Source organism: Diaphorobacter sp. MNS-0, from assembly GCF_019602835.1.
Classification (GTDB): Bacteria; Pseudomonadota; Gammaproteobacteria; order Burkholderiales; family Burkholderiaceae_C; genus Diaphorobacter; species Diaphorobacter nitroreducens.
Genome location: NZ_CP080761.1, coordinates 3,410,558 through 3,431,322, shown reverse-complemented (window position 1 = coordinate 3,431,322; position 20,765 = coordinate 3,410,558). Strand labels below are relative to the sequence as shown.

Below are 20,765 nucleotides of genomic sequence, written 5' to 3'. Positions count from 1 at the left end.
GGCCCGCTGCCGGGGGGGCGCACCGCAGCGCGGCCGCGCGGCAGCGGAGGGCGATGGGGCATTGTTTCCCTGGCGGCCGGCACGCGGCTGTAGGACGGTGGACCATGCCGGTGCGTGAACATGCCGCGTCGTTGCGTTGGCGGCAAGGCATAAAAAAGGCCCCTTGCGGGGCCTTGTCGAAAAGGTGCGCCAGGCGTGTCAGGCGGGCAGGAAGCCCTCGACCGACAGATAGCGTTCGCCGGTGTCGTAGTTGAAGCCCAGCACCCGCGCGCCCGCGGGCAACTCGGGCAGCTTCTGGGCAATGGCGGCCAGTGTGGCGCCGGAGGAAATGCCCACCAGCAGCCCTTCCTCGCGCGCGGCGCGGCGGGCGTATTCACGCGCGGGCTCGGCCTCGACCTGGATCACGCCGTCCAGCAGGCTGGTGTCCATGATCTGCGGCACGAAGCCCGCGCCCAAGCCCTGGATGGGGTGCGGGCCGGGCTGGCCGCCCGACAGCACGGGCGATTGCGAAGGTTCCACCGCGAACACCTTGAGCTGCGGAAACTGCGCCTTGAGCACGCGCGCCACGCCCGTGATGTGCCCGCCCGTGCCCACACCGGTGACGAGTGCGTCCAGCCCGTCGGGGAAGTCGGCGGCGATTTCCTGCGCCGTGGTGCGCATGTGCACGTCGACGTTGGCCGGGTTTTCGAACTGTTGGGGCATCCAGCTGCCGGGTGTCGCGGCCACCAGTTCCTGCGCGCGGGCGATGGCGCCTTTCATGCCCTTTTCCTTGGGCGTGAGGTCGAAGCGGGCGCCGTAGGCCAGCATCAGGCGGCGGCGTTCGATGGACATGCTGTCAGGCATCACCAGCACCAGCTGGTAGCCCTTGACGGCCGCTACCAGCGCCAAGCCAATGCCGGTGTTGCCCGAGGTGGGCTCGATGATGGTGCCGCCTGGCTGCAGAGCGCCACTGCGCTCGGCCGCCTCGACCATCGCCAGGGCGATGCGGTCCTTGATGGAACCGCCGGGGTTGGCGCGCTCGGACTTCACCCACACGTTGGCACCCGCGCCGAACAGGCGATTGATGCGCACGTGGGGAGTGTTGCCGATGGTGTGCAGGATGTTGTCGACTCGCATGGTGTCTCCAGGGTAGAGGGTGGGAATCCGGCAAAGCGGGAGAGGCGTCCATTGTGGGGGAGTCGTTCAGCGGCGTCGCGATATGGATATTCCCGCTGTGGATATGGCGCCGGCGTGAATCGTCCGCCTGCGGGCCGGCTCGATTGATGTGCATCAAGATTTGCCGGCGCGTGCGCGCCTGCCTGTGCCATCAGTAGGGTGTGTGCGCGACAATGGTCTCGTCTTCACTTTCCCTCCTGCGCCATGACCTTGCTGCATACCACCATGCTCATGCTCACCGCGAGCTGTGCGCTGATGCTGATCGGTTTCTCGGCGCGCGAGTCGCGCTGGGGCCCGGCGCTGATGATGGTGGGCATCGTGGGCGCGCTGCTGCTCATCGCCTACAACATCTTCCAGTTGTTGCCCGCGCATTGAGCGCGCGGCCGCGCGCCGCAGCGGAGAAACGCGGATAATTGCGCCCGTGAAGCACGCCAGACCGCCGCTGGTGCAATCTGGGAAACCAGGCACTGGAGGAACGTCCGGACTGCACAGGACAGCGTAGCAGCTAACGGCTGCCCACCGTGAGGTGAGGATCAGAGCAACAGAGACGAGTCCCGGGGGAGTGCCTGCGAAGGCAGACCACTGGGGGTGAAACGGGCAATCTCTACGCGCAGCAATACCAAGTAGGCCAGCGTTGACGTGGTTCCGCGGAGCTGGCGGGTAGGTAGCACCGAGCCGTGGTGGTGACACCCGGCCCAGATTAATGGCGGTCACGCTGCGGGCAACCGCAGTGCACAGAATCCGGCTTATCGGCGCGCTTCACACTTTTATGCCAAAACAGCTGCCAGCCCTTGACAATCAAGCGCTGGCAGCTCTTTTTTCAGGAGCGCTCAGAAGCAATACGGCGCACGGCCGGCGCGCAGCGCGTTGGCGCGCTCCAGCGTGTCCGGATGGGTGCTCAGCAGCGTCCACAGGCCTTGGGGCTGCGGCGGGTCCTCGGGCGTGGATGGGGCCTTGCCGGCCTGCGGGGAGGGGGTTGCGGAATCCTCGTCCCGCAGCATGGCCAACAGCAGGTCGCCCATCGGTGCGGTGGGCAGGCCGGCATGGCGCATCAGTGCGAGCGCGTGGCAGTCGGCCTCGCGCTCATGGCTGCGGCTGTAGGCCAGGCCCGTGAGCAACGAACTGCCCGTGGCCACCAGGCCGGACACGTCACCCAGCGCCAGTCCCAGACCCACCTGCAGCACCCCCTGCTCGACGAGCATGCGCGTGGTATGCCGGTGGGCCACATGGCCGATCTCGTGTGCCAGCACGCCCACCAGCGCGTCGTCGTCCAGGCGTTGCGCGCGGGCGGTTTCCACCAGCGCATCGGTCATCACCACCGTGCCGCCGGGCAAGGCGAAGGCATTGGGCCCCAGGCCGGAGCGGAACGCGAGCGTGTAGTGCGGCGCGTAACCGCCATAGCGCTGCAGCGCCGCGGGCGAAGCGGCCAGCAGCGCATCGAAACGTGCGCGCAGCGCGGCTTGGCGCGCAGGCGTGAGCGTGGTGGGCTTGAGGGTGCCCGCGTCCATCTGCGCCAGCGCACTCTGGGCCAGCGCCACATCCCAGGCCAGCGGCACATGGCGCGTGAGCTGCGCGGCCAGCCAGGGCGTGCCGTGGCGGTAGAACGCGAACAACCCGGCCACGGCCAGCACCAGCACCACGGCAAACACGCCCCAGCGCGTTTGCATGCGCTGCGCCAGCCCCGGCCGGTGGCCGGCCGCATCCAGTGCGGCCTGCCAGGCGGCGGGGTCGTCGATCTCCAGGCTGCCGTCGTCGCCCAGATCGGCCACGAGTTTTGGTTGCGGACGCCGGGCGTTCCAGGCCTCGGGCCAGGTCACGTCGCGGTGGGCAAAGCGGCGCGGCGGCGCACCGGGCACATGCAGTTCCAGCGCGGGACCGTCGGGCGCGGGCAGCAGCCGCACCTGCGCCGCGCGCGGTCGGCTGCTGCGCCCGTCGAACCAATGGGCGAGCACCATGCCCGTCAATCGCGTCTCCGCGAGGGGGCGCCGGGCGAAGGTGTTTTGGGGCGACCGGTCATCCGATCAGGTCCAGGCCCGCCGCGTCAGCCAGCGCATCGCCGATGCCGCCCGGCTGCTGCCGGCCCAGGCGCCCCGCCACCTGGTCCACGCCGCCCTTGACATGGACGGTGACGGATTCGAGCTTCATGCGGTATTCGCTCACCATGGCGAATGGGCGGAAGAACCCCAGCGTCAGTACCGTGAGCAGCATGTTGCGCAGCCGCAGCAGCACATAGCCGCCCGTGCTGAGGTTGCACTTGAAGCGCGCGATGCGGCTCACACCGATGTTGCTCCAGGTCAGGCGAAACAGCGCGGCCTCGCGATAGGCGCGTGCCGGTGCGGTGGCCAGCATCATCGCCAGCAGCGCGCCCACGAAGGCCGCCATGATCAGCACGAAGATGCCCAGCCCCATCCCGCCCTTGCCCAGCTTGGACACGAGTCCGAGCGAGCCCGTGAAGAGGCCCGCGACCAGCGCGACGAGCACCAGCAGCGAGACGAGAAACACCGCCAGCGTGGCCAGCCACAGCTTCACGAAATCCATGTACACGGGCTTCCAGCGGCCGGCCTCGTTGCCGATGCGTGAGCGCAGCACCAGGAGGCTGCGGTAGTTGAACTCCAGTCGGATGATGCACAGCACCGTGAGCAGCAGGCCCAGCGCCACCAGACCTATCAGCGGCGCGGTGACCTCGGGCAGCTTGCGGCCGGCTTCCTCGTTCACCACCGCGGCCGGGGCCAGGGACTGCAGGCCCCAGAACACGCCCAGCCACACCAGTGCCAGAGCGAACACGGGCCAGCTGGCGGTGTAGACCTCGCGCCAGCTCGCCGCGAACTGCAGACGCAGCCCGCGCCAGCGCGTGTTGGCCAGGCGAAAGCGCATGGCGCTGCCCCAGATCAGCGGCGACAGGGCCGCACCGCCCAGGATGAAAAGGCCCACGGCCGTGTCCTGCCCCGTGTTGACGGCCAACTGGTAGGCCACCGTGAGCAGCAGCAGCACGACGAAGCCCACCACCATGCGCCGCTGCTGCGCGGTGAATTCCAGGGGGCTGCCTGCCACCAGCGTGTGGCCGTAGAAGTACTGAGCCGTACGCCGCCGCGCCCAGGGGGTGTACAGGCCCAGCGTCAGAATGCTCAGCAGTACGTTCACGATCCACACGCGGAAGTACTCGCCGCCGCTGCCCGTGAAGCGCATGGCGTGTGGCTCGATGTCCTGTGACTCGAAGGACGAGCGCAGCCCAGAGCGCGCCCGCGCGCGCTCGGACGATACCTGGACGTCCATGGTTTTTCCCTCTCTGGTGGTTGTTGGCGCGCAGTGTAGCGCAGCGCCCAGATGGAATTTTTCTAGACGTAGAAAGCTGGAACCGCCGCCATATCACCGCTGGCAGCTATAGCTAGGGCCTGTTCACACTATTTTTGCCAGATGCGTTGCGATCAAAAAGGGCCAGGCGCAAGGCGCCAAACGAAGCTGGGGTGCTACCCCAGCGAGGCTTGGCAACGCCGCGAATGGCCCTTTTTGATCGCAACCCGGAGGGAACGGAGTGAAAACCGCGCCATTCGTCGTTGCCCTCCTAGCCAAGGCCCCGGCCTTGGCGTCGTCACGCGCCTAGATTGGCGCGGTTTTCACGCCATTCGCACTGGCAAAAATAGTGTGAACAGGCCCTAATGTAGCGAGATTGGCGACCGAAACACGCTGTGGCGGGCGGTTTTGTGGGCGGAAGCGCCGACCGCGCGGGCGGCGCTCGGGGTCAGTAGCTCGTGACGACGGGCCCGCGTGCGCCTGGCCGGAAGCGCGCGGCCAGCCCGTCCGCGGCCTGGCGCAGCAGGAGCATGTCCATGCCCACGGCCACGAACTGCGCGCCCAGGGCCAGGCATTCGCGCGCCCGGGCTTCGTCCACCACGAGGATGCCAGGTGCCTTGCCGGCCGCGCGGATGCGGCGGATCGCGTCGTCGATCGCGGCGCGCACCGTGGGGTGGTTGGCATCACCCGGGAAGCCCATGCTGGCGGACAGATCGGCCGGGCCGATGAAGATGCCGTCCACGCCCTCCACCGCGGCGATGGCCTCAATCTGCTCCAGCGCCTCGGCCGTCTCCACCTGCACCAGCAGGCAGAGCTCGTTCTCCGCATCGCGTACATAGGCCGCGTCGCGGCCGAAGTCCGAGGCGCGCATGGAGCCGCCCATGCCGCGGATGCCGCGCGGCGCGTAGCGCATGGCGGCCACGGCGGCGCGCGCCTCGTCCGCGTTCTGCACGAAGGGCAGCAGCAGCGTTTGCGCGCCGATGTCCAGGTAGCGCTTGATCAGCACCGGGTCGTTCCAGGCCGGGCGCACCACGCAGTGCGTGTGGTCCCGGCAGCCGGCGGCCACGGCCTGCAGCTGCTGCACCATGAGCGGTACGTCGCTGGGCGTGTGTTCCGTGTCCAGCAGCACCCAGTCAAAGCCCGATCCCGCGATCAGCTCGGTGACCAGGGGTGATGGCAGGGTGGACCAGATGCCGATCTGCGCCTGACCGGCGGCCAGTGCGTGCTTGAAGGGGTTGCGAACGGGCATGGCAGGTGGTCTGGGTCAGGTCAGTACTGGTACACGCCGCGGCCGGTCTTGCGGCCCAGGCGGCCGGCGGCCACCATCTCCTTGAGCAGCGGGCAGGGGCGGTACTTGCTGTCGCCGAACTCGGTCAGGTACACGTCCATCACGGCCAGGCACACGTCCAGACCGATCATGTCGGCCAGCGCCAGCGGGCCGATGGGCTGGTTGCAGCCGAGCTTCATGCCGGCGTCGATGTCCTCGGGCGTTGCCAGGCCCTCTGCCAGCACGAAGAAGGCCTCGTTGATCATGGGCACCAGGATGCGGTTGACCACGAAGCCGGGGGCGTTCTTCACGGTGATGGGCGACTTGCCCAGGCGCTCGGAGAGCTGCTTCACCGTGTCGTGCGTGGCGTCGGAAGTCTGCAGGCCGCGAATGATCTCCACCAGCGCCATCATCGGCACGGGGTTGAAGAAATGCATGCCGATGAACCGGTCGGCGCGCGACGTGGCGGCGGCCAGCTTGGTGATGGAGATCGAAGAGGTGTTGGACGCAATGATCACTTCGGGCGCCACCAGCGCGTCCACCTGCTTGAGGATCTTGAGCTTGAGTTCGTAGTTCTCGGTGGCGGCCTCGATCACGATCTGGGCGGCCTTCAGGTCGTCGTAGCTGGTGGAGGTTTTGATGCGCGCGAGGGCGGCGCTCTTGTCGGCTTCGGTGATCTTTTCTTTCTTGATCAGGCGGTCCAGGCTGCCCGCCACGGTGGCCACGCCCTTTTGCACGGCGGCGTCGGAGATGTCCACCATCACCACATTGATGCCCGACACAGCGCATGCCTGGGCAATGCCGTTGCCCATGGTGCCCGCGCCGATGATGCCAACGGTCGAAATCGTCATATAAATGTCCCTTGAAAGTGTAGTAGTGAGAAAAAAACGATGCCGTGATGGTATCGGCAATCGCGCGTCTGCTGCTGCGTTGCAGCATCGCCATACAACGAGGGGACACTGCATGCGTGAGTTCGACTATGTCGTGATCGGGGGCGGCTCGGCGGGCTGCGTGCTGGCGGGGCGGCTGAGCGAGGACCCCACGGTGCGCGTGTGCCTGCTGGAGGCGGGCGGCAGCGATGCCAGTGTGCTCATCCATTGCCCGGCGGGGCTGGCCGCCATGGCGCGCAGCGGCGCCTTCAACTGGGGGCTGCACACCACGCCGCAGGCGGGCCTGGGCGGGCGTCGGGGCTACCAGCCGCGCGGCAAGGTGCTGGGTGGTTCCAGCTCGGTCAACGCCATGATCTACGCGCGCGGCCACGCCAGCGACTACGACCACTGGGCTGCGGCCGGCAATGCAGGCTGGGGCTGGAACGACGTGCTGCCGTACTTCCTTCGGGCCGAGCGCAACGAGCGCGGTGCAAGCGCCTGGCACGGCACGGACGGGCCGCTGAATGTGACGGACCTGCAGTCGCCGCAGCGTGCCAGCCGCGCCTTCGTCGAAGCCGGCGTGCAGGCTGGCCATCCACGCAATGACGACTTCAACGGCGCGCAACTGGAGGGCGTAGGTCTCTACCAGGTCACGCACCGGGCGGGCGAACGCTTCAGCGTGGCCAAGGCCTACCTCACGCCCCACCTGGGCCGGACCAATCTGCAGGTGGTGACCGGCGCGCAGGCCACGCGCATCCTGTTTGAGGGCCGGCGCGCCACGGGCGTGGAATACCGCCGGGGCGGCCAGACGCAGCAGGTGCGCGCCACGCGTGAAGTGCTGCTGTCGGCGGGGGCGCTGCTGTCACCGCAATTGCTCATGCTCTCGGGTGTGGGGCCGGGCGCGCAGTTGCAGAGCCACGGCATTGGCGTGGTGCACGATCTGCCGGGCGTGGGCGCGCATCTGCACGACCATCCCGACGTGGTGCAGGTGATGGACGCACCGCGGTTGACGGACCTTTTCGGCCTGTCGCTGCCCGGGGCGCTGAACGTGCTGCGCGGCGTGCGGGAGTGGCGTGCGCACCGCGGCGGCATGCTGACCACCAACTTCGCCGAGGCTGGCGGCTTCATCAAGAGTCGCCCCGAGGAGCCATTGCCCGACCTGCAGCTGCACTTCGTGGTCGGCAAGCTGCTGGACCACGGCCGGCGGGTCACATGGGGTCATGGCTATTCCTGCCATGTATGCCTGCTGCAGCCCCGAAGCCGCGGCCGGGTGACGCTGGCCAGCGCCGACCCGGCGGCCGCTCCGCGGGTGGACCCGGCATTCTTCAGTGATCCCGACGACATGCGGCGCATGGTGCGCGGCGTGCGGCGCATGCGCGAGATCCTGGCGCAGCCCGCTCTGGCCAGCCTGGGCGCGCGTGAGCTGCCCCATTCGTCCCGCGCGCAAAGCGATGCACAGATCGAGCAGTTCATCCGCGACTGGGCCGACACCATCTACCACCCCGTGGGCACGTGCCGCATGGGCTGCGGTCCGCTGGACGTGGTGGATGCCCAACTGCGTGTGCATGGCCTGCAGGCTCTGCGTGTGGTGGACGCATCCATCATGCCGCGCATTGTGAGCGGCAACACGAATGCACCCACGGTGATGATTGCCGAGCGCGCTGTGGACTTGCTGCGCCAGGCTGCATGACGCGCTCCGGTTCGGCAGTGCGCGCTTAAGAAATTTTGAGGGTTCGCATAAGCGTTTTTTAGCAGCACGCCAGCGACGCGGAACTGGCTGTCATCGAGGGTGCGCTGGTCGCGTCGATACCGCCGGACGAGATGCTCGTCACGCTGCGCTGGATGCTGCTCAGCATGACCCCGAGCGAGCGGGCCATGGTGCTCGGTGACATGCGGCGCAATGCGCCTCCCGGCATCTTTGACACGGCATTGAGTGTCATGCGTCCGCACCTGTCGAATGGCGAGTGGGGCAAGCTGGCACGTGCTTTGGAGCTTGCGCGATGAGCCATGGGTTGTTGCGCCATACCCTGGCTGCATTCTGGCTTTGCGTGGCCAGCGCGAGTACCCTGGCTGCGGGCCCACCGCCCCCCGAACGCTTTCGGCTCACGCCCCAGTTGCTGGAGCGCATGGAGGCACTGCAGGCTGCGTCGCCAGAAGCCGCACGTCCCGGCGACGACGACGAGCCGGACGCGCAGTCCGTTCAGGAGCTGGCGCGTCAGCTGGATGCGGATCCGCGCATCCGTGCGTTGCTGGCCCGCCACCGGGTCAGCGGCATCGAGTACGCCACGGCGGTGTATGCCGCACTGCACGCGGGCATGTTCCTCGCCATGGAATCGCTGGCTGACAAGGCTTCGCGCACCAAAGCGCTGGCATCCTTCACCCCAGAGCAGCGCGCCAACATCGAGTTGCTGCGCCGGCGGCCAATCAAGTGAGCGCGCGGCGGCGCGACCTTCAACCGCCGGCCATCTCTTCCAACTGCGCAGGTGCGTCCAGGCGCAGCCGCAGTCGCCCACGGCCGGTCTTGTCGATATGGATGCCGGTGTCGCTTTCCTGCAGTCGGCGCTGCAGCAACAGCAGGCGCGCCTCCAGGTTGTCGGCCACGCCCGGCAGGCGCAGGCTGGGGTCCAGGCGCAGTTCGCGGTTGCTGAAGTCCTGGCGTCCGGTGCGCTCATGGTCGCGCAGTAGCTTCCACAGGATCGCGCCCGCCACGCCCTTGATGAGGTAGGTGTCATTGACGAACACGCTGTCGTTCACCGCGAAATGCCGCACCCGCACGGGCGCCCCCCGCGGCGCCGGCGCGGGCGCGGGTTCTTGCGATGCCTCTATGGCTTCGTCGGCCGACTGCAGCAGGTCGATCGCGGTGGCCAGCTGTCCTGCCAGCGCCACCAGCGCGTCTTCCTCCGGGTAGCGGAACTGCAGTCCAGCGGGCTTTCCACGAACAGCACCCCCAGGGTGCGGCCGCAGCTCACCAGGGGCACGGCCAGCTGGCTGTGCGGCGCGGGCAGGCCCGGGTAGGGAATTTCGTGCGCGGGCGCGCTCTGTCCCAGGCTGCTGCGCATGGCATGGCTGTACAGCGCGGCATGGGTCATGTGGCTGATGCGTACCGGCGTGGCTTCGCGCGCGGCCACGCCTATCACGCCCTGGCCCAGCTTGATCTCCGAGCCCACGCCCGAATGTGTGTAGCCATGGCTTGCCACGGTGTACAGGTGGCCCGCTTGCGCATCCAGCATGAGCACCATCGCATGCTGCACGTGCAGATGCTCGTGCAGGCCCGCCAGCAGTGTCTGTAGCAGCTCGTCGAGCGTGGTGCAGCGCGCCAGGCGCTGGCTGCACAGGCGCACGGCGCCCAGCAGATCGGCGCGTGGCAGTTGCGCGGGGCTGGGTGCCAGTCCTTCTCCGGGCACGGGTTCGATGCGCTCGACGGCGTAGACATCCGATCCCTTGAGTTCGAAGACGCCCGCCATGCCGTTGTGCGAGGCGATGCCCGCCAGCTGCGCGCGCATGCGCTCGAACAGTGCGCCTTCCGCCTCCGTGCGCAAGAAGCGCAGGTGCAGGCGAAAGCAGCGTGCTGTCACGGGGTCCAGCACCAGCACGCTGGCATAGGGGTTGGCGAGGATGTTGGCGCGCGTCTTGTTGAAGAACTGGAACGACAGGGCCACATGCTGCTCATCGACGTAGACCACCTGTGAGATGTAGGCCACGTTGGGCGTGCCGTCGGGGGCGCAGGTGGCCATGATGGCAGGAATCGCGCCCTCCAGGCAGGCGCGGATGGAGCGCAGGGTGGGCGGCACGTTCACGGCTGGCGCTCCTTGCGCAACGGTTCGCCGGCATGCGGGCCGGGGGTCTGGTCGAACGCGGCTTCGGGCGAAAACTCCACTGCCACCAGATCGTCCCGTGGTGCATTCAGCATGGCCGCGGTGTACTGCGGGCCATAGCCCACCTGGGCCACGGCATGCTGCATGGTGGACAGGTAGCTTTGCAGCGCGGGTTCGTCGGCCGGCAGCACGGCACGTTGCACGGCGGCGGTGGCCTTGACCTGCACCGTGCGGTGCGAGGGCGGGTCACTGAAGACCACGGCAATGTGGCCGGTGGTGGCAATGTCGGCCAGAAGCTGTCGTGACTGGCTTCGCCGCAGGAAGACCGTGATGCGCTGGCCGTTGGTGCTGATGCGCGCGCCTACGGCGCGCATCACGCTGGGGCGCAACTGCGCGTCGCGCGAGGCCACGATGGTGGAGACGCCCCGGTCCACCAGGGCGATGTATTCGGCGCTCAGAAGCGTAGGCATGCGTGAAAGGCTCAGGCGCGAAAGCGCTTGCGGGTGAGCGCCAGGGCCACCCAGTACGCGGCCACGGTGGTCACGGCGATCACCAGGCCGTGGCGCAGCGGGTGCTGCGGCCACTGGTCCATGAAGAGGGGGCGCACCAGCTCCACGGCATTGGTGAGCGGCAGCCAGTCCGAGGCGAGGCGTATGGCTGTGGGCAGCTGTTCGCGCGGGAAGAAAACACCCGACAGGAACATCATGGGCGTGAGCACCAGCGTGAAGTAATAGGTGAAGAAGTCATAGCCCTTGGCCAGCGCATTGAAGATGAGCGCGATGCTGGAAAACATGATGCCCACGCACAGCAGCACCGGCCAGGCCACGATCAGCTTGGGGCTGTAGCTGATGCCCAGCGCCAGCATCACCCCCAGGATGGCGGTGGTGGTGAACAGCGCCTTGAATGCGGCCCACAGCATCTCGGCCAGCAGCACGCTGTCCAGACTGATGGGGGCGTTCATGATGCCGTCCCAGGTCTTTTGCACATGCATGCGCGAGAAGGCCGAGTACAGCGCTTCGAAACTGGCCGCATTCATGGCGCTCATGCAGATCGACCCGCTGGCCAGGAACAGGATGTAGGGCACGTTCTGCCCGCCCACCTGCACCTGTCCCACCAGCGCCCCCATGCCGTAGCCGAAGGCCACCAGCCACATCAGCGGCTCGGCGATGTTGCCCAGCAGGCTGGGTACCGCCAGCTTGCGCCACACCAGCAGGTTGCGCAGAAACACGGGCCACCAGCGCGTCGACAGGTCGGGCGCGCGCCAGGGGCTGGGCGTGGTGGGCGTGGGCATGTCAGCCTTCCTCGCGGATTTGACGTCCGGTGAGCTTGAGGAACAGGTCCTCCAGGTTCGCGGGCCGGTGCAGGGTGCGCAGGCTGCCATGGGCCGACAGCGCCTGCAGCAGCGGGCGGGCGTCCTGCGTGTAGAAGAACACGGTCTCGCCGCTGACTTCCACACGCCGCGCCAGCGGACGCAACTGCGCATCCTGCGCCAGGGCCAGCGCGCCGGGGCCGTAGGCCTCGACCACGTCGGGCTCCAGGTGCTCGGCGATCAGCGCGCGCGGCGTGCCTTCGGCGATCTTGCGGCCATGGTCCAGCACCAGCAGGCGCGAGCACAAGCGCTCGGCCTCATCCATGAAGTGCGTCGTCAGCAGGATGGCCTTGCCGCCCTGCAGCAGCTGCTGCAGCCGCTCCCACATCAGGTGGCGGGCCTGCGGGTCCAGGCCGGTGGTGGGCTCGTCCAGCAACAGCAGGCGCGGGTCGTTGACCAATGCGCGCGCCAGCGACAGGCGCCGGCGCATGCCCCCCGACAGTTCGCCCGGCCGCGCGTCGGCCTTGGCCGTGAGCGCGGCGAACTCCAGCAGCGGCGCGATGCGCTGTGCCATGGCCGCGCCCTTCAGGCCGAAGTAGCGCCCGAACACGCGCAGGTTTTCGGCGCAGCTGAAGTCCGGGTCCAGGCTGTCGAACTGCGTGACCACGCCCAGTTGGGCCTTGATGGCCAGCGCGTCCTGCGGCATGGCGAGCGGCGCAGCGCCGCCGCCAGGGTGAAAGTGCACGCTGCCCTCGTCGGGCGCCGTGAGGCCCAGGCACATGCGCAGGGTGGTGGTCTTGCCCGCGCCGTTGGGGCCGATCACGCCCAGGCACTCCCCCGGCGCGATGGCGAACGACAGCCCATCCACCACGGTGGCGGTGCCATAGCGCTTGCGCAGGTCGCGGGCTTCCAGAAGCACTTGCATGGCGCGATTGTGGGGGGAAGACCGCGCCATTGCAGAGGTTTATGAGAAAAATGGCGCTGGTGCTTTACTGACAAGCGCTGATAGCTATCAAAACCAGAGTGTTCTGAGAGTGGGGCGCCCTTTGGATGCCCGCTTTCCATGGTCCAATCGTCAAAGCCAACCAACCACGATGAACACCATGGACACAACCGGCTTTCAGGACACGCTGGCCGTTCTGGCGGGCGCCCTGGGCAGCGGCCTGCTGATGGGTATCGAGCGCGAACGGCGCAAGGGCCAGGGCCCGTTGCGCGCGCTCGCGGGCGTGCGCTCGTTCACGCTGGCGGCGGTGTCGGGTGCGACGGCGGCGCTGCTGGGCAGCGAGGCGCTGGTGGCGGTGGGCGCGGTGTTCATTGCGCTGCTGGGCGTGGTGGCCTATGCGCGCGACCGCTCCGAAGACCCCGGCGTGACCACCGAGATCGCGCTGCTGCTGGCCTACCTGATCGGCGTGCTGTGCACGCAGAGCCTGCCCGTGGCGGCGGGGCTGGCCGTCGCCGTGACCAGCCTGCTGACGGCGCGTGAGGCGCTGCATGAGTTTTCACGCGAGTGGCTGCGCCAGGGCGAGGTGCGGGGCGGGCTGATCCTGGCTGCGCTGGCGCTGCTGGTATTGCCGCTGGCGCCCAATCAGCCCCTGTGGGGGGAGGCGCTGAACCCCCAGGTGCTGGTGCGCCTGGTGGTGGTGCTGCTGGTAATCCAGGCGCTGGCGCATCTGGCGCGCCGGCTCATGGACGCGCGCCGCGCGAACGCCCTGTCGGCGCTGGCCTCGGGTTTCATCTCCAGCACCGCCACCATCGCCAGCCTGGGCGTGGCCGTGCGCGAGGGGCGCGAGCCCGTGCGCGCGCAGGGGGGCGCGGCCGTGCTGTCGTGCGTGGCGACCATGGCGCAGATCCTGGTGGTGGCGGCCACCGTGCAGCCCCAGTGGCTGGTGCGGTTGTGGGCGCCGGCCCTGGCGGGCGGGGTGGTGGCGCTGGTCTGGGGGTGGGCGCTGCTGCGAAGCATGCCCGCGGGTGAGGCGCCGGCCCCGGCGGACGTGGACGGCACGGCGCTATTCAAGCTGCGCGACGCGCTGCTGATCGCCGCGCTGCTCACGGCTGTGCAGGTGCTGGTGCAGGCACTGCGCGGCTGGTGGGGCGACGCGGGCCTGCTGGCCGGTGCCCTGGTGGCGGCGCTGGCCGACGTCCATGCGGCCGCCGCGGCCATCATGTCGCAGGGCCGGCCGCTGGACCCCGTGGGGCCCAGCCTGGTGAGCGCGCTGGCGGCGGGGCTGAGCGTGCACGCCGTCAGCAAATGCGTGACGGCCCTGGTCAGCGGGGGCTGGCGTTATGCCGTGGCGGCCGGTGGCGGCGTGGTGCTGCACACGCTGGCTTTCGTCGCGGTGTTGTTGCTACTCTAAATTGATAAAAAGCGGCTCAAACGCTTATGGGATAAGCGCGAGCAGCTATCGATGAAGTAGCAATGGCTGCGGCTACTGGAACGCCACTTCGGCAAAGCTGCGCAGCTTGCGGCTGTGCAGCCGGTGCACACCACCCGCGCGCAGGATGTCGATGGCGCGCATGCCGATGCGCAGATGCTGGTCCACGCGTTCGCGGTAGAAATGGTTGGCCATGCCGGGCAGCTTGATCTCGCCGTGCAGCGGCTTGTCGCTCACGCACAGCAGGGTGCCGTAGGGCACGCGGAAGCGAAAACCGTTGGCGGCGATGGTGGCGCTTTCCATGTCCAGCGCCACTGCGCGGCTTTGGCTGAAGCGGCGCTGGGGCATGTTGTCGGGCAGCAATTCCCAGTTGCGGTTGTCGGTGCTGGCCACGGTGCCGGTGCGCATGATGCGCTTGAGCTGGTCCTGCGGCATCTGCGTCACGTCGGCCACGGCCTGCTGCAGCGCCATCTGGATCTCGGCCAGCGCGGGGATGGGCACCCACAGCGGCAGCTCCTCGTCCAGCACATGGTCCTCGCGCACGTAGGCGTGGGCCAGCACGTAGTCGCCCAGCTGCTGGCTGTTGCGCAGGCCCGCGCAGTGGCCCAGCATCATCCAGGCGTGGGGGCGCAGCACGGCGATGTGGTCGGTGATGGTCTTGGCGTTGCTCGGGCCCACGCCGATGTTGACCATGGTGATGCCGCTGCGGTCCGCGCGCACGAGGTGGTAGGCGGGCATCTGCGGCAGGCGGGCCGGGGCCACGCCCAGGTCGTCGCCGGCCTGCGCGGGCAGGCCCGTGCGGCGCGTGACCACGTTGCCCGGCTCAATGAAGGCGATGTACTCGCTGTCGGGCTTGGCCATCTCGGCATGGCCCAGGCGCACGAACTCGTCGATGTAGAACTGGTAATTGGTGAACAGCACGAAGTTCTGGAACCACTCGGGCTGCGTGCCGGTGTAGTGGCGCAGGCGGTGCAGCGAATAGTCCACGCGCGGCGCGGTGAACAGCGACAGCGGCTGCGCCTCGCCAGCGCGCGGCGACCAGGTGCCGTTGGCAATGCCGTCGTCCATGGCCTCCAGGTCGGGCAGGTCGAACACGTCGCGCATCAGCATGCGCCGCTCGGGGCTGAGCGTGCCTTCGATGTGGTCGTGCTCGGCGAACGAGAAGTGGATGGGGATGGGCTGATTGCTCACGCCCACTTCCAGCTCGACGTTGTGGCTGGCGCGCAACAGGCGCAGCTGCTCCGTGTAGTAGTCGGCGAACAGGTCAGGCCGCGTGAGCGTGGTCTCGTAGCGCCCCGGCCCCTCCACGAAGCCATAGGCCAGGTGCGTGGGCGCGCGCGCCACGGTGCTGGTCTGCACGCGCACGAAGGGATAGAACGCGCGCACGGGTGCGGCGGGCGTCTCTCCCGCCACGAAGCGCTGCATGGCGCTGCGCAGGTGGTCGATCTGCTGCTGGTAGATGCGCTGCACCTGGGCCAGTGCCTCGGTCTCGGTCGCGTGGAAGGTGGGATCGGGAAGTGCGGGGATCTGGGCCATGGTGCCTATTGTCCACGCCGCCTATTGTCCACGCCGCATGTGTCAGCGTGGGCACGGCGCCGGGCCAGGCCGGCCGCTCACTCGGCCTGGGCGCGCAGCCACTCGCGGGCGCGCTGCGCATCCATGGGCGGTGCGATGCCAAAGCCCTGCGCCAGTTCGCAGCCCAGGCGCTGCAGCAGCGCGAGCTGCTCCGCGGTCTCCACGCCTTCGGCCACGGGCTGCAGCTGCAGGCTGTGCGCGAGCTGGATGATGGCGGTGACGATGGCCACGTCTTCGCTGTCGGCAGGCGTGTCGGTGACGAAGGAGCGGTCCACCTTGATCTTGTCCAGCGGGTAGCGTTTGAGGTAGGCCAGCGACGAGTAGCCCGTGCCGAAGTCGTCCACTGTCACGGCAACGCCCAGGGCCTGCAGGGCCTGCAGGGTGGTGCGCGTGTGGTCGGCCTGCTGCATGAGGGCGGATTCGGTGATCTCTACCTCCAGGTACTGCGGTGCGAGCCCCGCGGACTGCAGCACCTGGGCGATCTCGCCCACCACGTCGCGCTGGCGGAACTCGATGGCAGAGAGGTTCACCGCCACCGGCACCCGGGGCAGCCCTTCGTCGTGCCATGCCTTGAGCTGGCGGCAGGCTTCGTGCAGCACCCAGCGGCCAATGGGCGTGATGAGCCCGCGCGATTCGGCGAGCGGAATGAACTCATCCGGCCCCACGAGGCCGCGCACCGGGTGTCGCCAACGCACCAGCGCCTCAAAGCCCACCAGCCGGCCGTCGGCCACCCGCACCTGGGGCTGGTAGTGCAGTGCGAAGGCCCCTTGGAACACAGCCTCGCGCAGCAGGTGCTCTTGCTGCAGCAGCTCCGTGGGTTGGCCTTCCATGCCCGGTTCATAGAACATGCGCGTGCCCCGCCCGCTTTCCTTGGTGTGGTGCATGGCCGCGTCGGCGCGCCGCAGCAGCTCGTCGGGGCTGTAGCCGTCGTCCGGAAAGACGCTGATGCCGATGGAGGGTGATAGCGACAGCGGCGTGCCACCGATGGCGAACTCGGCGCGCACGCGCGCCAGCAGCGCATCGGCCACTTCGGCCGCTGCGGCGCGGTTGGCCAGGTCGGGCAGCAGCACGATGAATTGGTCGCCGCCCACGCGCGCGACGAAGTCGGTGGCCTTCACTCCGTCCTGCAGGCGCCGCGCAATCTCGATCAGCAGCTGGTCGCCGGCCTGGTTTCCCAGCGACTCGTTGACCGTCTTGAAGTGGTCCAGGTCGATGAACAGCACGGCGGCGCGGGTCTGCCGCTCCTGCGCGGCACTCGCCATGCGTGCCAGCTGCATCATGAGGTGGCGCCGGTTGGGCAGTTGGGTCAGCGTGTCATGCAGCACCAGGAAGCGCGCCTGCTCCTGCGCCTGCTTGCGCGCCGTGATGTCGCGCACTACCACCACGCGGTAGTCACCCTCCTGCTGGGGCATGGTCTTGCCCACCACCTCGATCGGGATCACGCGGCCGTCCTTGTGGCGCATGGCGAGCTCGTAGGGCTTCTCGCTGCCGCGGCGCGTGTATTCCACGGCCAGCGCGCGGTACTCGGGCAGCGCGAAATCGAAGATGGATTGGCCTACGAGCTCGGCCAGCGAATAGCCGACCATGCGCTGCAGCGCTTCGTTGGCATCCAGAATGCGCCCGTCGCGGTGAAAGGCAAGTCCCTCCTCGGTAGCGATGGCGAACTTGCGCATGCGCTCCTCGCTCTGGCGCACGGCGCGCTCGGCCTCCCAGTGGTGGGCGATGTCGTTGATGAGCACGAATGCACCCACCATCGCGTTGCGTCCTTCGTGCACCCCGAAGTGCGGCTGCAGGCTGATCTCCAGCATATGCGCGCGCCCCTGCGGGCCGGCGTATTCGCGGGTGTATTGAACGCTCTCCCCAGCCAGCGCGCGCTGCACGTAGGGCAGGATCTCCTGCCAGGCCTTTTCGCCGATCGCCTCGCGCACCGTCTTGCCGATGATGCTCTGCACCGTTTGCCCGCTGAAGGCGGCGTAGCGCTGGTTGGCGAACACGCAGCGCAGGCTGGTCGATTCGTAATAGGCCAGCATGACGGGCACCGAGTCGGCGATGAGCCGCAGCAGCGCATCACTGGCGCGGGGGCCCAGGTCGGGCAGGGAGGGGGAGGCAGGGGGGCGAGGGGAGGGCATATCCAGTGGGCGGTCGGTCCCGGAGCTTATATCCCAACGCCTGGCCTTTGGCGAGCAGGCGCGTCCGGCGGCGCGCCGGGCGCTTGTGTGCCAGCAGGGCGGCAAGGCGGCGGGATAATCGCTGCATGCCTTCCGCACCCTCCGGCCCCTTGAGCGTTCCCGCGTGGATGACGCCCCACAACCTGCTGCGCGCCTCGGTGGGCGTGGCCCTGCTCACCATCGTGCTCAAGACGCTGGCCTGGTGGGTCAGCGGCTCGGTGGGCCTGCTGTCGGATGCGCTGGAGTCGTTCGTCAATCTGGCGGGCGCGATGTTCGCGCTGGCCATGGTGACCATTGCGCGCCGCCCGGCGGACGAGGACCACCCCTACGGACACCACAAGGCGGAATATTTCTCGTCCGGCTTCGAGGGCATTCTCATCGTGGGGGCCAGCATCGCCATCCTCTGGGCGGCCGTGCTGCGGCTGATGCACCCGCAGCCGCTGGAGCAACTGGGCTGGGGCATGGGCCTGTCGCTGTTGAGCACGGCCTGCAACGGCCTGCTGGCATGGGGCATGCTGCGCGCGGCGCAGGTGCACCGGTCGCTGGCGCTGGAAGGCGATGCGCGGCACCTGATGACCGATGTGTGGACCTCCATCGGCGTGGTGGGCGGGCTACTGGCCGCTGGCGCCACCGGTTGGCTGTGGCTGGACCCGCTGGTGGCGATCGCGGTGGCGTTGAACATCCTGCGCGAAGGGGGCGCACTGATCTGGCGCGCCTCGCAGGGCCTCATGGACGAGGCCATGGAGCCCAGCCTGCTGGCGCGCGTGTTCACGGTGTTGGGCGAGCACAACCACGCCAGCGCAGGGGTGGTGTATTTCGACAGCCTCACCTCGCGCCGCGCCGGCGCGCGCAACTACGTGGATCTGCACATGCATGTGCCCGCGCACTGGACGCTGGGGCACGCCGCCGAGCAGCGCACCGCCGTCGAGCAGGCCCTGATGCAGGCCGTGCCCGGCCTGCGCGCCACCATCGAACTGCTGCCCGAGGGGCAGGCTACGGTGTTCGAGACCGCCGAGGCGGCCGCGCCGGGAGGAGCCGGCACATGATCGGCCTGCTGCAGCGCGTGCGCGAGGCGCGCGTGGAAGTGGCCGGCGAGATCGTGGGCCGCATCGGCCCGGGGCTGCTGGCGCTGGTGTGCGCCGAGCAGGGCGACAGCGAGGCGCAGGCCGACAAGCTGCTGGCCAAAATGCTCAAGCTGCGCATCTTCAGCGACGAGGTCGGAAAGATGAACCGCAGCGTGCAGGACCTGGACGGGCAGGGCACCTGCGGCGGCCTGCTCATCGTCAGCCAGTTCACCCTGGCCGCCGACACGCGCGGCGGCAACCGGCCCAGCTTCACGCAGGCGGCACCGCCGGCGCAGGGGGAGCGGCTGTACGACTACTTCGTCGCCCAGGCGCGCGCCGTGCACCCCATGGTGGCCACGGGCCGCTTTGCCGCCGACATGCAGGTGCACCTGGTCAACGACGGGCCGGTGACCCTTCCGCTGCGGATAGCGCCGCCGGGATAATTGGCGACCATGACCATCTCTTCAGGCGCGTCGCCTGCCCCGTCCGCCACCGCCTTCTCATCGCTGCCTCTGTCCCCTGAAATGCTGGCCAACCTGCAGCAGCTGGGCTATGCGCAGATGACGCCCATCCAGGCCGCCAGCCTGCCCTTCAGCCTGCAGGGCCGGGATCTGATCGCCCAGGCCAGCACCGGCAGCGGCAAGACAGCGGCCTTTGGCTTGGCCATGGTCGATCGGCTGAACCCGCGCTGGTTCGCCGTCCAGGGCCTGGTGCTGTGCCCCACGCGCGAGCTGGCCGATCAGGTGGCCACCGAGATCCGCCGCTTGGCGCGTGCGCAAGACAACATCAAGGTCGTCACTGTGTACGGGGGCGTGCCATCGCGCGGCCAGATTGCTTCGCTGGAGAACGGTGCCCACATCGTGGTCGGCACGCCGGGCCGCGTGATGGACCTGATGGAGCGCGGCAAGCTCGACATCGCCAACCTCAAGACCTTGGTGCTTGACGAGGCCGACCGCATGCTGGACATGGGCTTCCTGGCCGATATTGAGACCGTGGTGCGCCAGTGTCCGGCCGAGCGCCAGACCCTGCTGTTCTCCGCCACCTATCCCGACGGCATTGCGGGACTGGCACAGCGTTTCATGCGCGCGCCCCAGATGGTGAAGGTGGACGCCCAGCACGGTGCAGGCAAGATCGCGCAGCGCTGGTATGAGGTGGATGCACGCGAGAAGGTCGACGTGGTGGCGCGCATGCTCGCGCACTTTCGCCCTGCGTCGAGCATTGCCTTCTGCAATACCAAGCAGCAGTGCCGTAACGTGGTGACTGCGCTGCAGAGCCAGGGATTCAGTGCCCTCGCCCTGTTTGGCGAGTTGGAGCAGCGCGAGCGTGACGAGGTGCTGGTGCAGTTTGCCAACAAGAGCTGCAGCGTGCTCGTGGCCACCGACGTGGCGGCGCGCGGCATCGATATTGCCGACCTCTCGGCCGTGATCAACGTCGACGTGACGCCCGATCCCGAGGTGCACATCCACCGCATCGGCCGCACGGGCCGTGGCGATGCCGAGGGGCTGGCGCTGAACCTGGTCAGCATGGATGAGATGGGCAGCGTGGGCAGGATCGAATTGCTGCAAGGCCGTGCCTGCGAGTTCTTTCCGGTGGATGAACTCACCCCTACGGCAGGGGGCGAACTGCGGCCACCCATGTGCACCATCCAAATCATCGGCGGGCGCAGGGAGAAGATCCGCGCCGGCGACGTGATGGGCGCCATGTGCGCCGACTTCGGCTATGCGCGCGAGCAGATCGGCAAGATCAGCGTCAACGATTTTTCCACCTATGTGGCCGTGGACCGCGCCATCGCGGCCCAGGCCTGCGCCAAGCTGAATGCGGGCCGCGTCAAAGGCAAGATGGTGAAGGCGCGCTTGCTGTAGCGCGCCTGGAGCCTTGGG

18 protein-coding genes, 1 other RNA gene and 1 pseudogene are annotated in these 20,765 nt (G+C 68.4%); 9 read left to right on the top strand and 11 right to left on the bottom strand.

The genetic code is table 11. The features are described 5' to 3' along the window. Positions 1-198: 198 nt before the first annotated feature. Positions 199-1,116: a cysteine synthase A gene (gene cysK, locus K2L43_RS16295; RefSeq protein ID WP_220638003.1), complete on the bottom strand. Its 918-nt coding sequence runs from the start codon at positions 1,114-1,116 to the stop codon at positions 199-201. A gap of 243 nt (positions 1,117-1,359) precedes the next feature. On the opposite strand from cysK, the gene K2L43_RS16290 reads away from it, so the two are divergent. Then, complete coding sequence (locus tag K2L43_RS16290; protein WP_015914283.1) at positions 1,360-1,530, top strand: hypothetical protein; 171 nt, start codon at positions 1,360-1,362, stop codon at positions 1,528-1,530. A gap of 48 nt (positions 1,531-1,578) precedes the next feature. Beyond that, an RNA gene (gene rnpB, locus K2L43_RS16285) (RNase P RNA component class A) lies at positions 1,579-1,920 on the top strand. A gap of 65 nt (positions 1,921-1,985) precedes the next feature. On the opposite strand, the gene K2L43_RS16280 is transcribed toward rnpB, so the two are convergent. The 4 genes from K2L43_RS16280 to K2L43_RS16265 all read right to left on the bottom strand — a co-directional run bounded on the left by K2L43_RS16280 (position 1,986) and on the right by K2L43_RS16265 (position 6,564). Beyond that, positions 1,986-3,110 (bottom strand): M48 family metallopeptidase, encoded by a 1,125-nt coding sequence (locus K2L43_RS16280; RefSeq protein ID WP_220638002.1) that lies wholly within the window; start codon positions 3,108-3,110, stop codon positions 1,986-1,988. Positions 3,111-3,168: 58 nt separating this feature from the next. Further along, the gene (locus tag K2L43_RS16275) at positions 3,169-4,428 is read right to left on the bottom strand and encodes a YjgN family protein (protein WP_220638001.1); all 1,260 of its coding nucleotides are present in this window, start codon (positions 4,426-4,428) and stop codon (positions 3,169-3,171) included. Between the two features lie 466 nt (positions 4,429-4,894). Further along, positions 4,895-5,695 carry an HpcH/HpaI aldolase/citrate lyase family protein gene (locus K2L43_RS16270; RefSeq protein ID WP_220638000.1) on the bottom strand — a complete coding sequence of 267 codons (801 nt, stop codon included), beginning with the start codon at positions 5,693-5,695 and terminating at the stop codon, positions 4,895-4,897. Positions 5,696-5,715: 20 nt separating this feature from the next. Beyond that, a complete protein-coding gene (locus K2L43_RS16265; RefSeq protein ID WP_011806810.1) occupies positions 5,716-6,564 on the bottom strand; it encodes a 3-hydroxybutyryl-CoA dehydrogenase in 849 nt (282 codons plus the stop codon). A gap of 112 nt (positions 6,565-6,676) precedes the next feature. On the opposite strand from K2L43_RS16265, the gene K2L43_RS16260 reads away from it, so the two are divergent. The 3 genes from K2L43_RS16260 (at position 6,677) to K2L43_RS16250 (ending at position 9,014) form a co-directional block, all read left to right on the top strand. After that, positions 6,677-8,272 (top strand): GMC family oxidoreductase, encoded by a 1,596-nt coding sequence (locus K2L43_RS16260; protein ID WP_196994949.1) that lies wholly within the window; start codon positions 6,677-6,679, stop codon positions 8,270-8,272. 131 nt (positions 8,273-8,403) lie between these two features. Beyond that, positions 8,404-8,586, top strand: a complete 183-nt coding sequence (locus tag K2L43_RS16255; RefSeq protein ID WP_255580478.1) for a hypothetical protein — start codon at positions 8,404-8,406, stop codon at positions 8,584-8,586. After that, the gene (locus K2L43_RS16250; RefSeq protein ID WP_220637999.1) at positions 8,583-9,014 is read left to right on the top strand and encodes a hypothetical protein; all 432 of its coding nucleotides are present in this window, start codon (positions 8,583-8,585) and stop codon (positions 9,012-9,014) included. The genes K2L43_RS16255 and K2L43_RS16250 overlap by 4 nt, the downstream gene beginning before the upstream one ends. A 19-nt stretch (positions 9,015-9,033) precedes the next feature. Here the strand turns inward: K2L43_RS16250 and K2L43_RS16245 are convergent. The 4 genes and pseudogenes from K2L43_RS16245 to K2L43_RS16230 all read right to left on the bottom strand — a co-directional run bounded on the left by K2L43_RS16245 (position 9,034) and on the right by K2L43_RS16230 (position 12,631). After that, a pseudogene (locus K2L43_RS16245) lies at positions 9,034-10,379 on the bottom strand (GAF domain-containing protein). Further along, positions 10,376-10,867: a hypothetical protein gene (locus tag K2L43_RS16240; RefSeq protein WP_220637998.1), complete on the bottom strand. Its 492-nt coding sequence runs from the start codon at positions 10,865-10,867 to the stop codon at positions 10,376-10,378. The pseudogene K2L43_RS16245 and the gene K2L43_RS16240 overlap by 4 nt, the downstream one beginning before the upstream one ends. An 11-nt stretch (positions 10,868-10,878) precedes the next feature. Further along, on the bottom strand, positions 10,879-11,688 hold the full coding sequence (locus tag K2L43_RS16235; protein ID WP_012655518.1) for an ABC transporter permease: 810 nt from the start codon (positions 11,686-11,688) through the stop codon (positions 10,879-10,881). Position 11,689: 1 nt separating this feature from the next. Further along, a complete protein-coding gene (locus K2L43_RS16230) occupies positions 11,690-12,631 on the bottom strand; it encodes an ATP-binding cassette domain-containing protein (RefSeq protein WP_103738795.1) in 942 nt (313 codons plus the stop codon). Positions 12,632-12,809: 178 nt separating this feature from the next. On the opposite strand from K2L43_RS16230, the gene K2L43_RS16225 reads away from it, so the two are divergent. After that, the gene (locus K2L43_RS16225) at positions 12,810-14,060 is read left to right on the top strand and encodes a DUF4010 domain-containing protein (RefSeq protein ID WP_255580477.1); all 1,251 of its coding nucleotides are present in this window, start codon (positions 12,810-12,812) and stop codon (positions 14,058-14,060) included. A gap of 72 nt (positions 14,061-14,132) precedes the next feature. Here the strand turns inward: K2L43_RS16225 and K2L43_RS16220 are convergent, their stop codons facing one another. Continuing rightward, a complete protein-coding gene (locus K2L43_RS16220) occupies positions 14,133-15,614 on the bottom strand; it encodes an AMP nucleosidase (RefSeq protein ID WP_011806802.1) in 1,482 nt (493 codons plus the stop codon). Positions 15,615-15,691: 77 nt separating this feature from the next. Then, complete coding sequence (locus tag K2L43_RS16215) at positions 15,692-17,782, bottom strand: bifunctional diguanylate cyclase/phosphodiesterase (RefSeq protein WP_220637996.1); 2,091 nt, start codon at positions 17,780-17,782, stop codon at positions 15,692-15,694. 125 nt (positions 17,783-17,907) lie between these two features. Between K2L43_RS16215 and K2L43_RS16210 the strand changes: the two genes are divergently transcribed. Genes K2L43_RS16210 through dbpA form a run of 3 tightly spaced genes read left to right on the top strand, consistent with a single transcriptional unit; the run spans position 17,908 to position 20,747 of the window. Continuing rightward, on the top strand, positions 17,908-18,867 hold the full coding sequence (locus K2L43_RS16210) for a cation diffusion facilitator family transporter (protein ID WP_011806800.1): 960 nt from the start codon (positions 17,908-17,910) through the stop codon (positions 18,865-18,867). Continuing rightward, positions 18,864-19,328 (top strand): D-aminoacyl-tRNA deacylase, encoded by a 465-nt coding sequence (gene dtd / locus K2L43_RS16205; RefSeq protein ID WP_220637995.1) that lies wholly within the window; start codon positions 18,864-18,866, stop codon positions 19,326-19,328. The genes K2L43_RS16210 and dtd overlap by 4 nt, the downstream gene beginning before the upstream one ends. 9 nt (positions 19,329-19,337) lie before the next feature. After that, positions 19,338-20,747 carry an ATP-dependent RNA helicase DbpA gene (gene dbpA, locus K2L43_RS16200; RefSeq protein ID WP_220637994.1) on the top strand — a complete coding sequence of 470 codons (1,410 nt, stop codon included), beginning with the start codon at positions 19,338-19,340 and terminating at the stop codon, positions 20,745-20,747. The last annotated feature ends 18 nt before the right edge of the window (positions 20,748-20,765 follow it).

Bases quoted from the DNA above. Each gene is read 5' to 3' on its own strand.
- K2L43_RS16210 (WP_011806800.1), top strand. From the start codon at position 17,908: ATGCCTTCCGCACCCTCCGGCCCCTTGAGCGTTCCCGCGTGGATGACG.
- K2L43_RS16230 (WP_103738795.1), bottom strand. From the start codon at position 12,631: ATGCAAGTGCTTCTGGAAGCCCGCGACCTGCGCAAGCGCTATGGCACC.
- K2L43_RS16240 (WP_220637998.1), bottom strand. From the start codon at position 10,867: ATGCCTACGCTTCTGAGCGCCGAATACATCGCCCTGGTGGACCGGGGC.
- K2L43_RS16270 (WP_220638000.1), bottom strand. From the start codon at position 5,695: ATGCCCGTTCGCAACCCCTTCAAGCACGCACTGGCCGCCGGTCAGGCG.
- dbpA (WP_220637994.1), top strand. From the start codon at position 19,338: ATGACCATCTCTTCAGGCGCGTCGCCTGCCCCGTCCGCCACCGCCTTC.
- K2L43_RS16225 (WP_255580477.1), top strand. From the start codon at position 12,810: ATGGACACAACCGGCTTTCAGGACACGCTGGCCGTTCTGGCGGGCGCC.
- K2L43_RS16250 (WP_220637999.1), top strand. From the start codon at position 8,583: ATGAGCCATGGGTTGTTGCGCCATACCCTGGCTGCATTCTGGCTTTGC.
- K2L43_RS16280 (WP_220638002.1), bottom strand. From the start codon at position 3,110: ATGGTGCTCGCCCATTGGTTCGACGGGCGCAGCAGCCGACCGCGCGCG.
- K2L43_RS16235 (WP_012655518.1), bottom strand. From the start codon at position 11,688: ATGCCCACGCCCACCACGCCCAGCCCCTGGCGCGCGCCCGACCTGTCG.
- dtd (WP_220637995.1), top strand. From the start codon at position 18,864: ATGATCGGCCTGCTGCAGCGCGTGCGCGAGGCGCGCGTGGAAGTGGCC.
- K2L43_RS16265 (WP_011806810.1), bottom strand. From the start codon at position 6,564: ATGACGATTTCGACCGTTGGCATCATCGGCGCGGGCACCATGGGCAAC.
- K2L43_RS16255 (WP_255580478.1), top strand. From the start codon at position 8,404: ATGCTCGTCACGCTGCGCTGGATGCTGCTCAGCATGACCCCGAGCGAG.
- cysK (WP_220638003.1), bottom strand. From the start codon at position 1,116: ATGCGAGTCGACAACATCCTGCACACCATCGGCAACACTCCCCACGTG.
- K2L43_RS16260 (WP_196994949.1), top strand. From the start codon at position 6,677: ATGCGTGAGTTCGACTATGTCGTGATCGGGGGCGGCTCGGCGGGCTGC.
- K2L43_RS16220 (WP_011806802.1), bottom strand. From the start codon at position 15,614: ATGGCCCAGATCCCCGCACTTCCCGATCCCACCTTCCACGCGACCGAG.
- K2L43_RS16215 (WP_220637996.1), bottom strand. From the start codon at position 17,782: ATGCCCTCCCCTCGCCCCCCTGCCTCCCCCTCCCTGCCCGACCTGGGC.
- K2L43_RS16290 (WP_015914283.1), top strand. From the start codon at position 1,360: ATGACCTTGCTGCATACCACCATGCTCATGCTCACCGCGAGCTGTGCG.
- K2L43_RS16275 (WP_220638001.1), bottom strand. From the start codon at position 4,428: ATGGACGTCCAGGTATCGTCCGAGCGCGCGCGGGCGCGCTCTGGGCTG.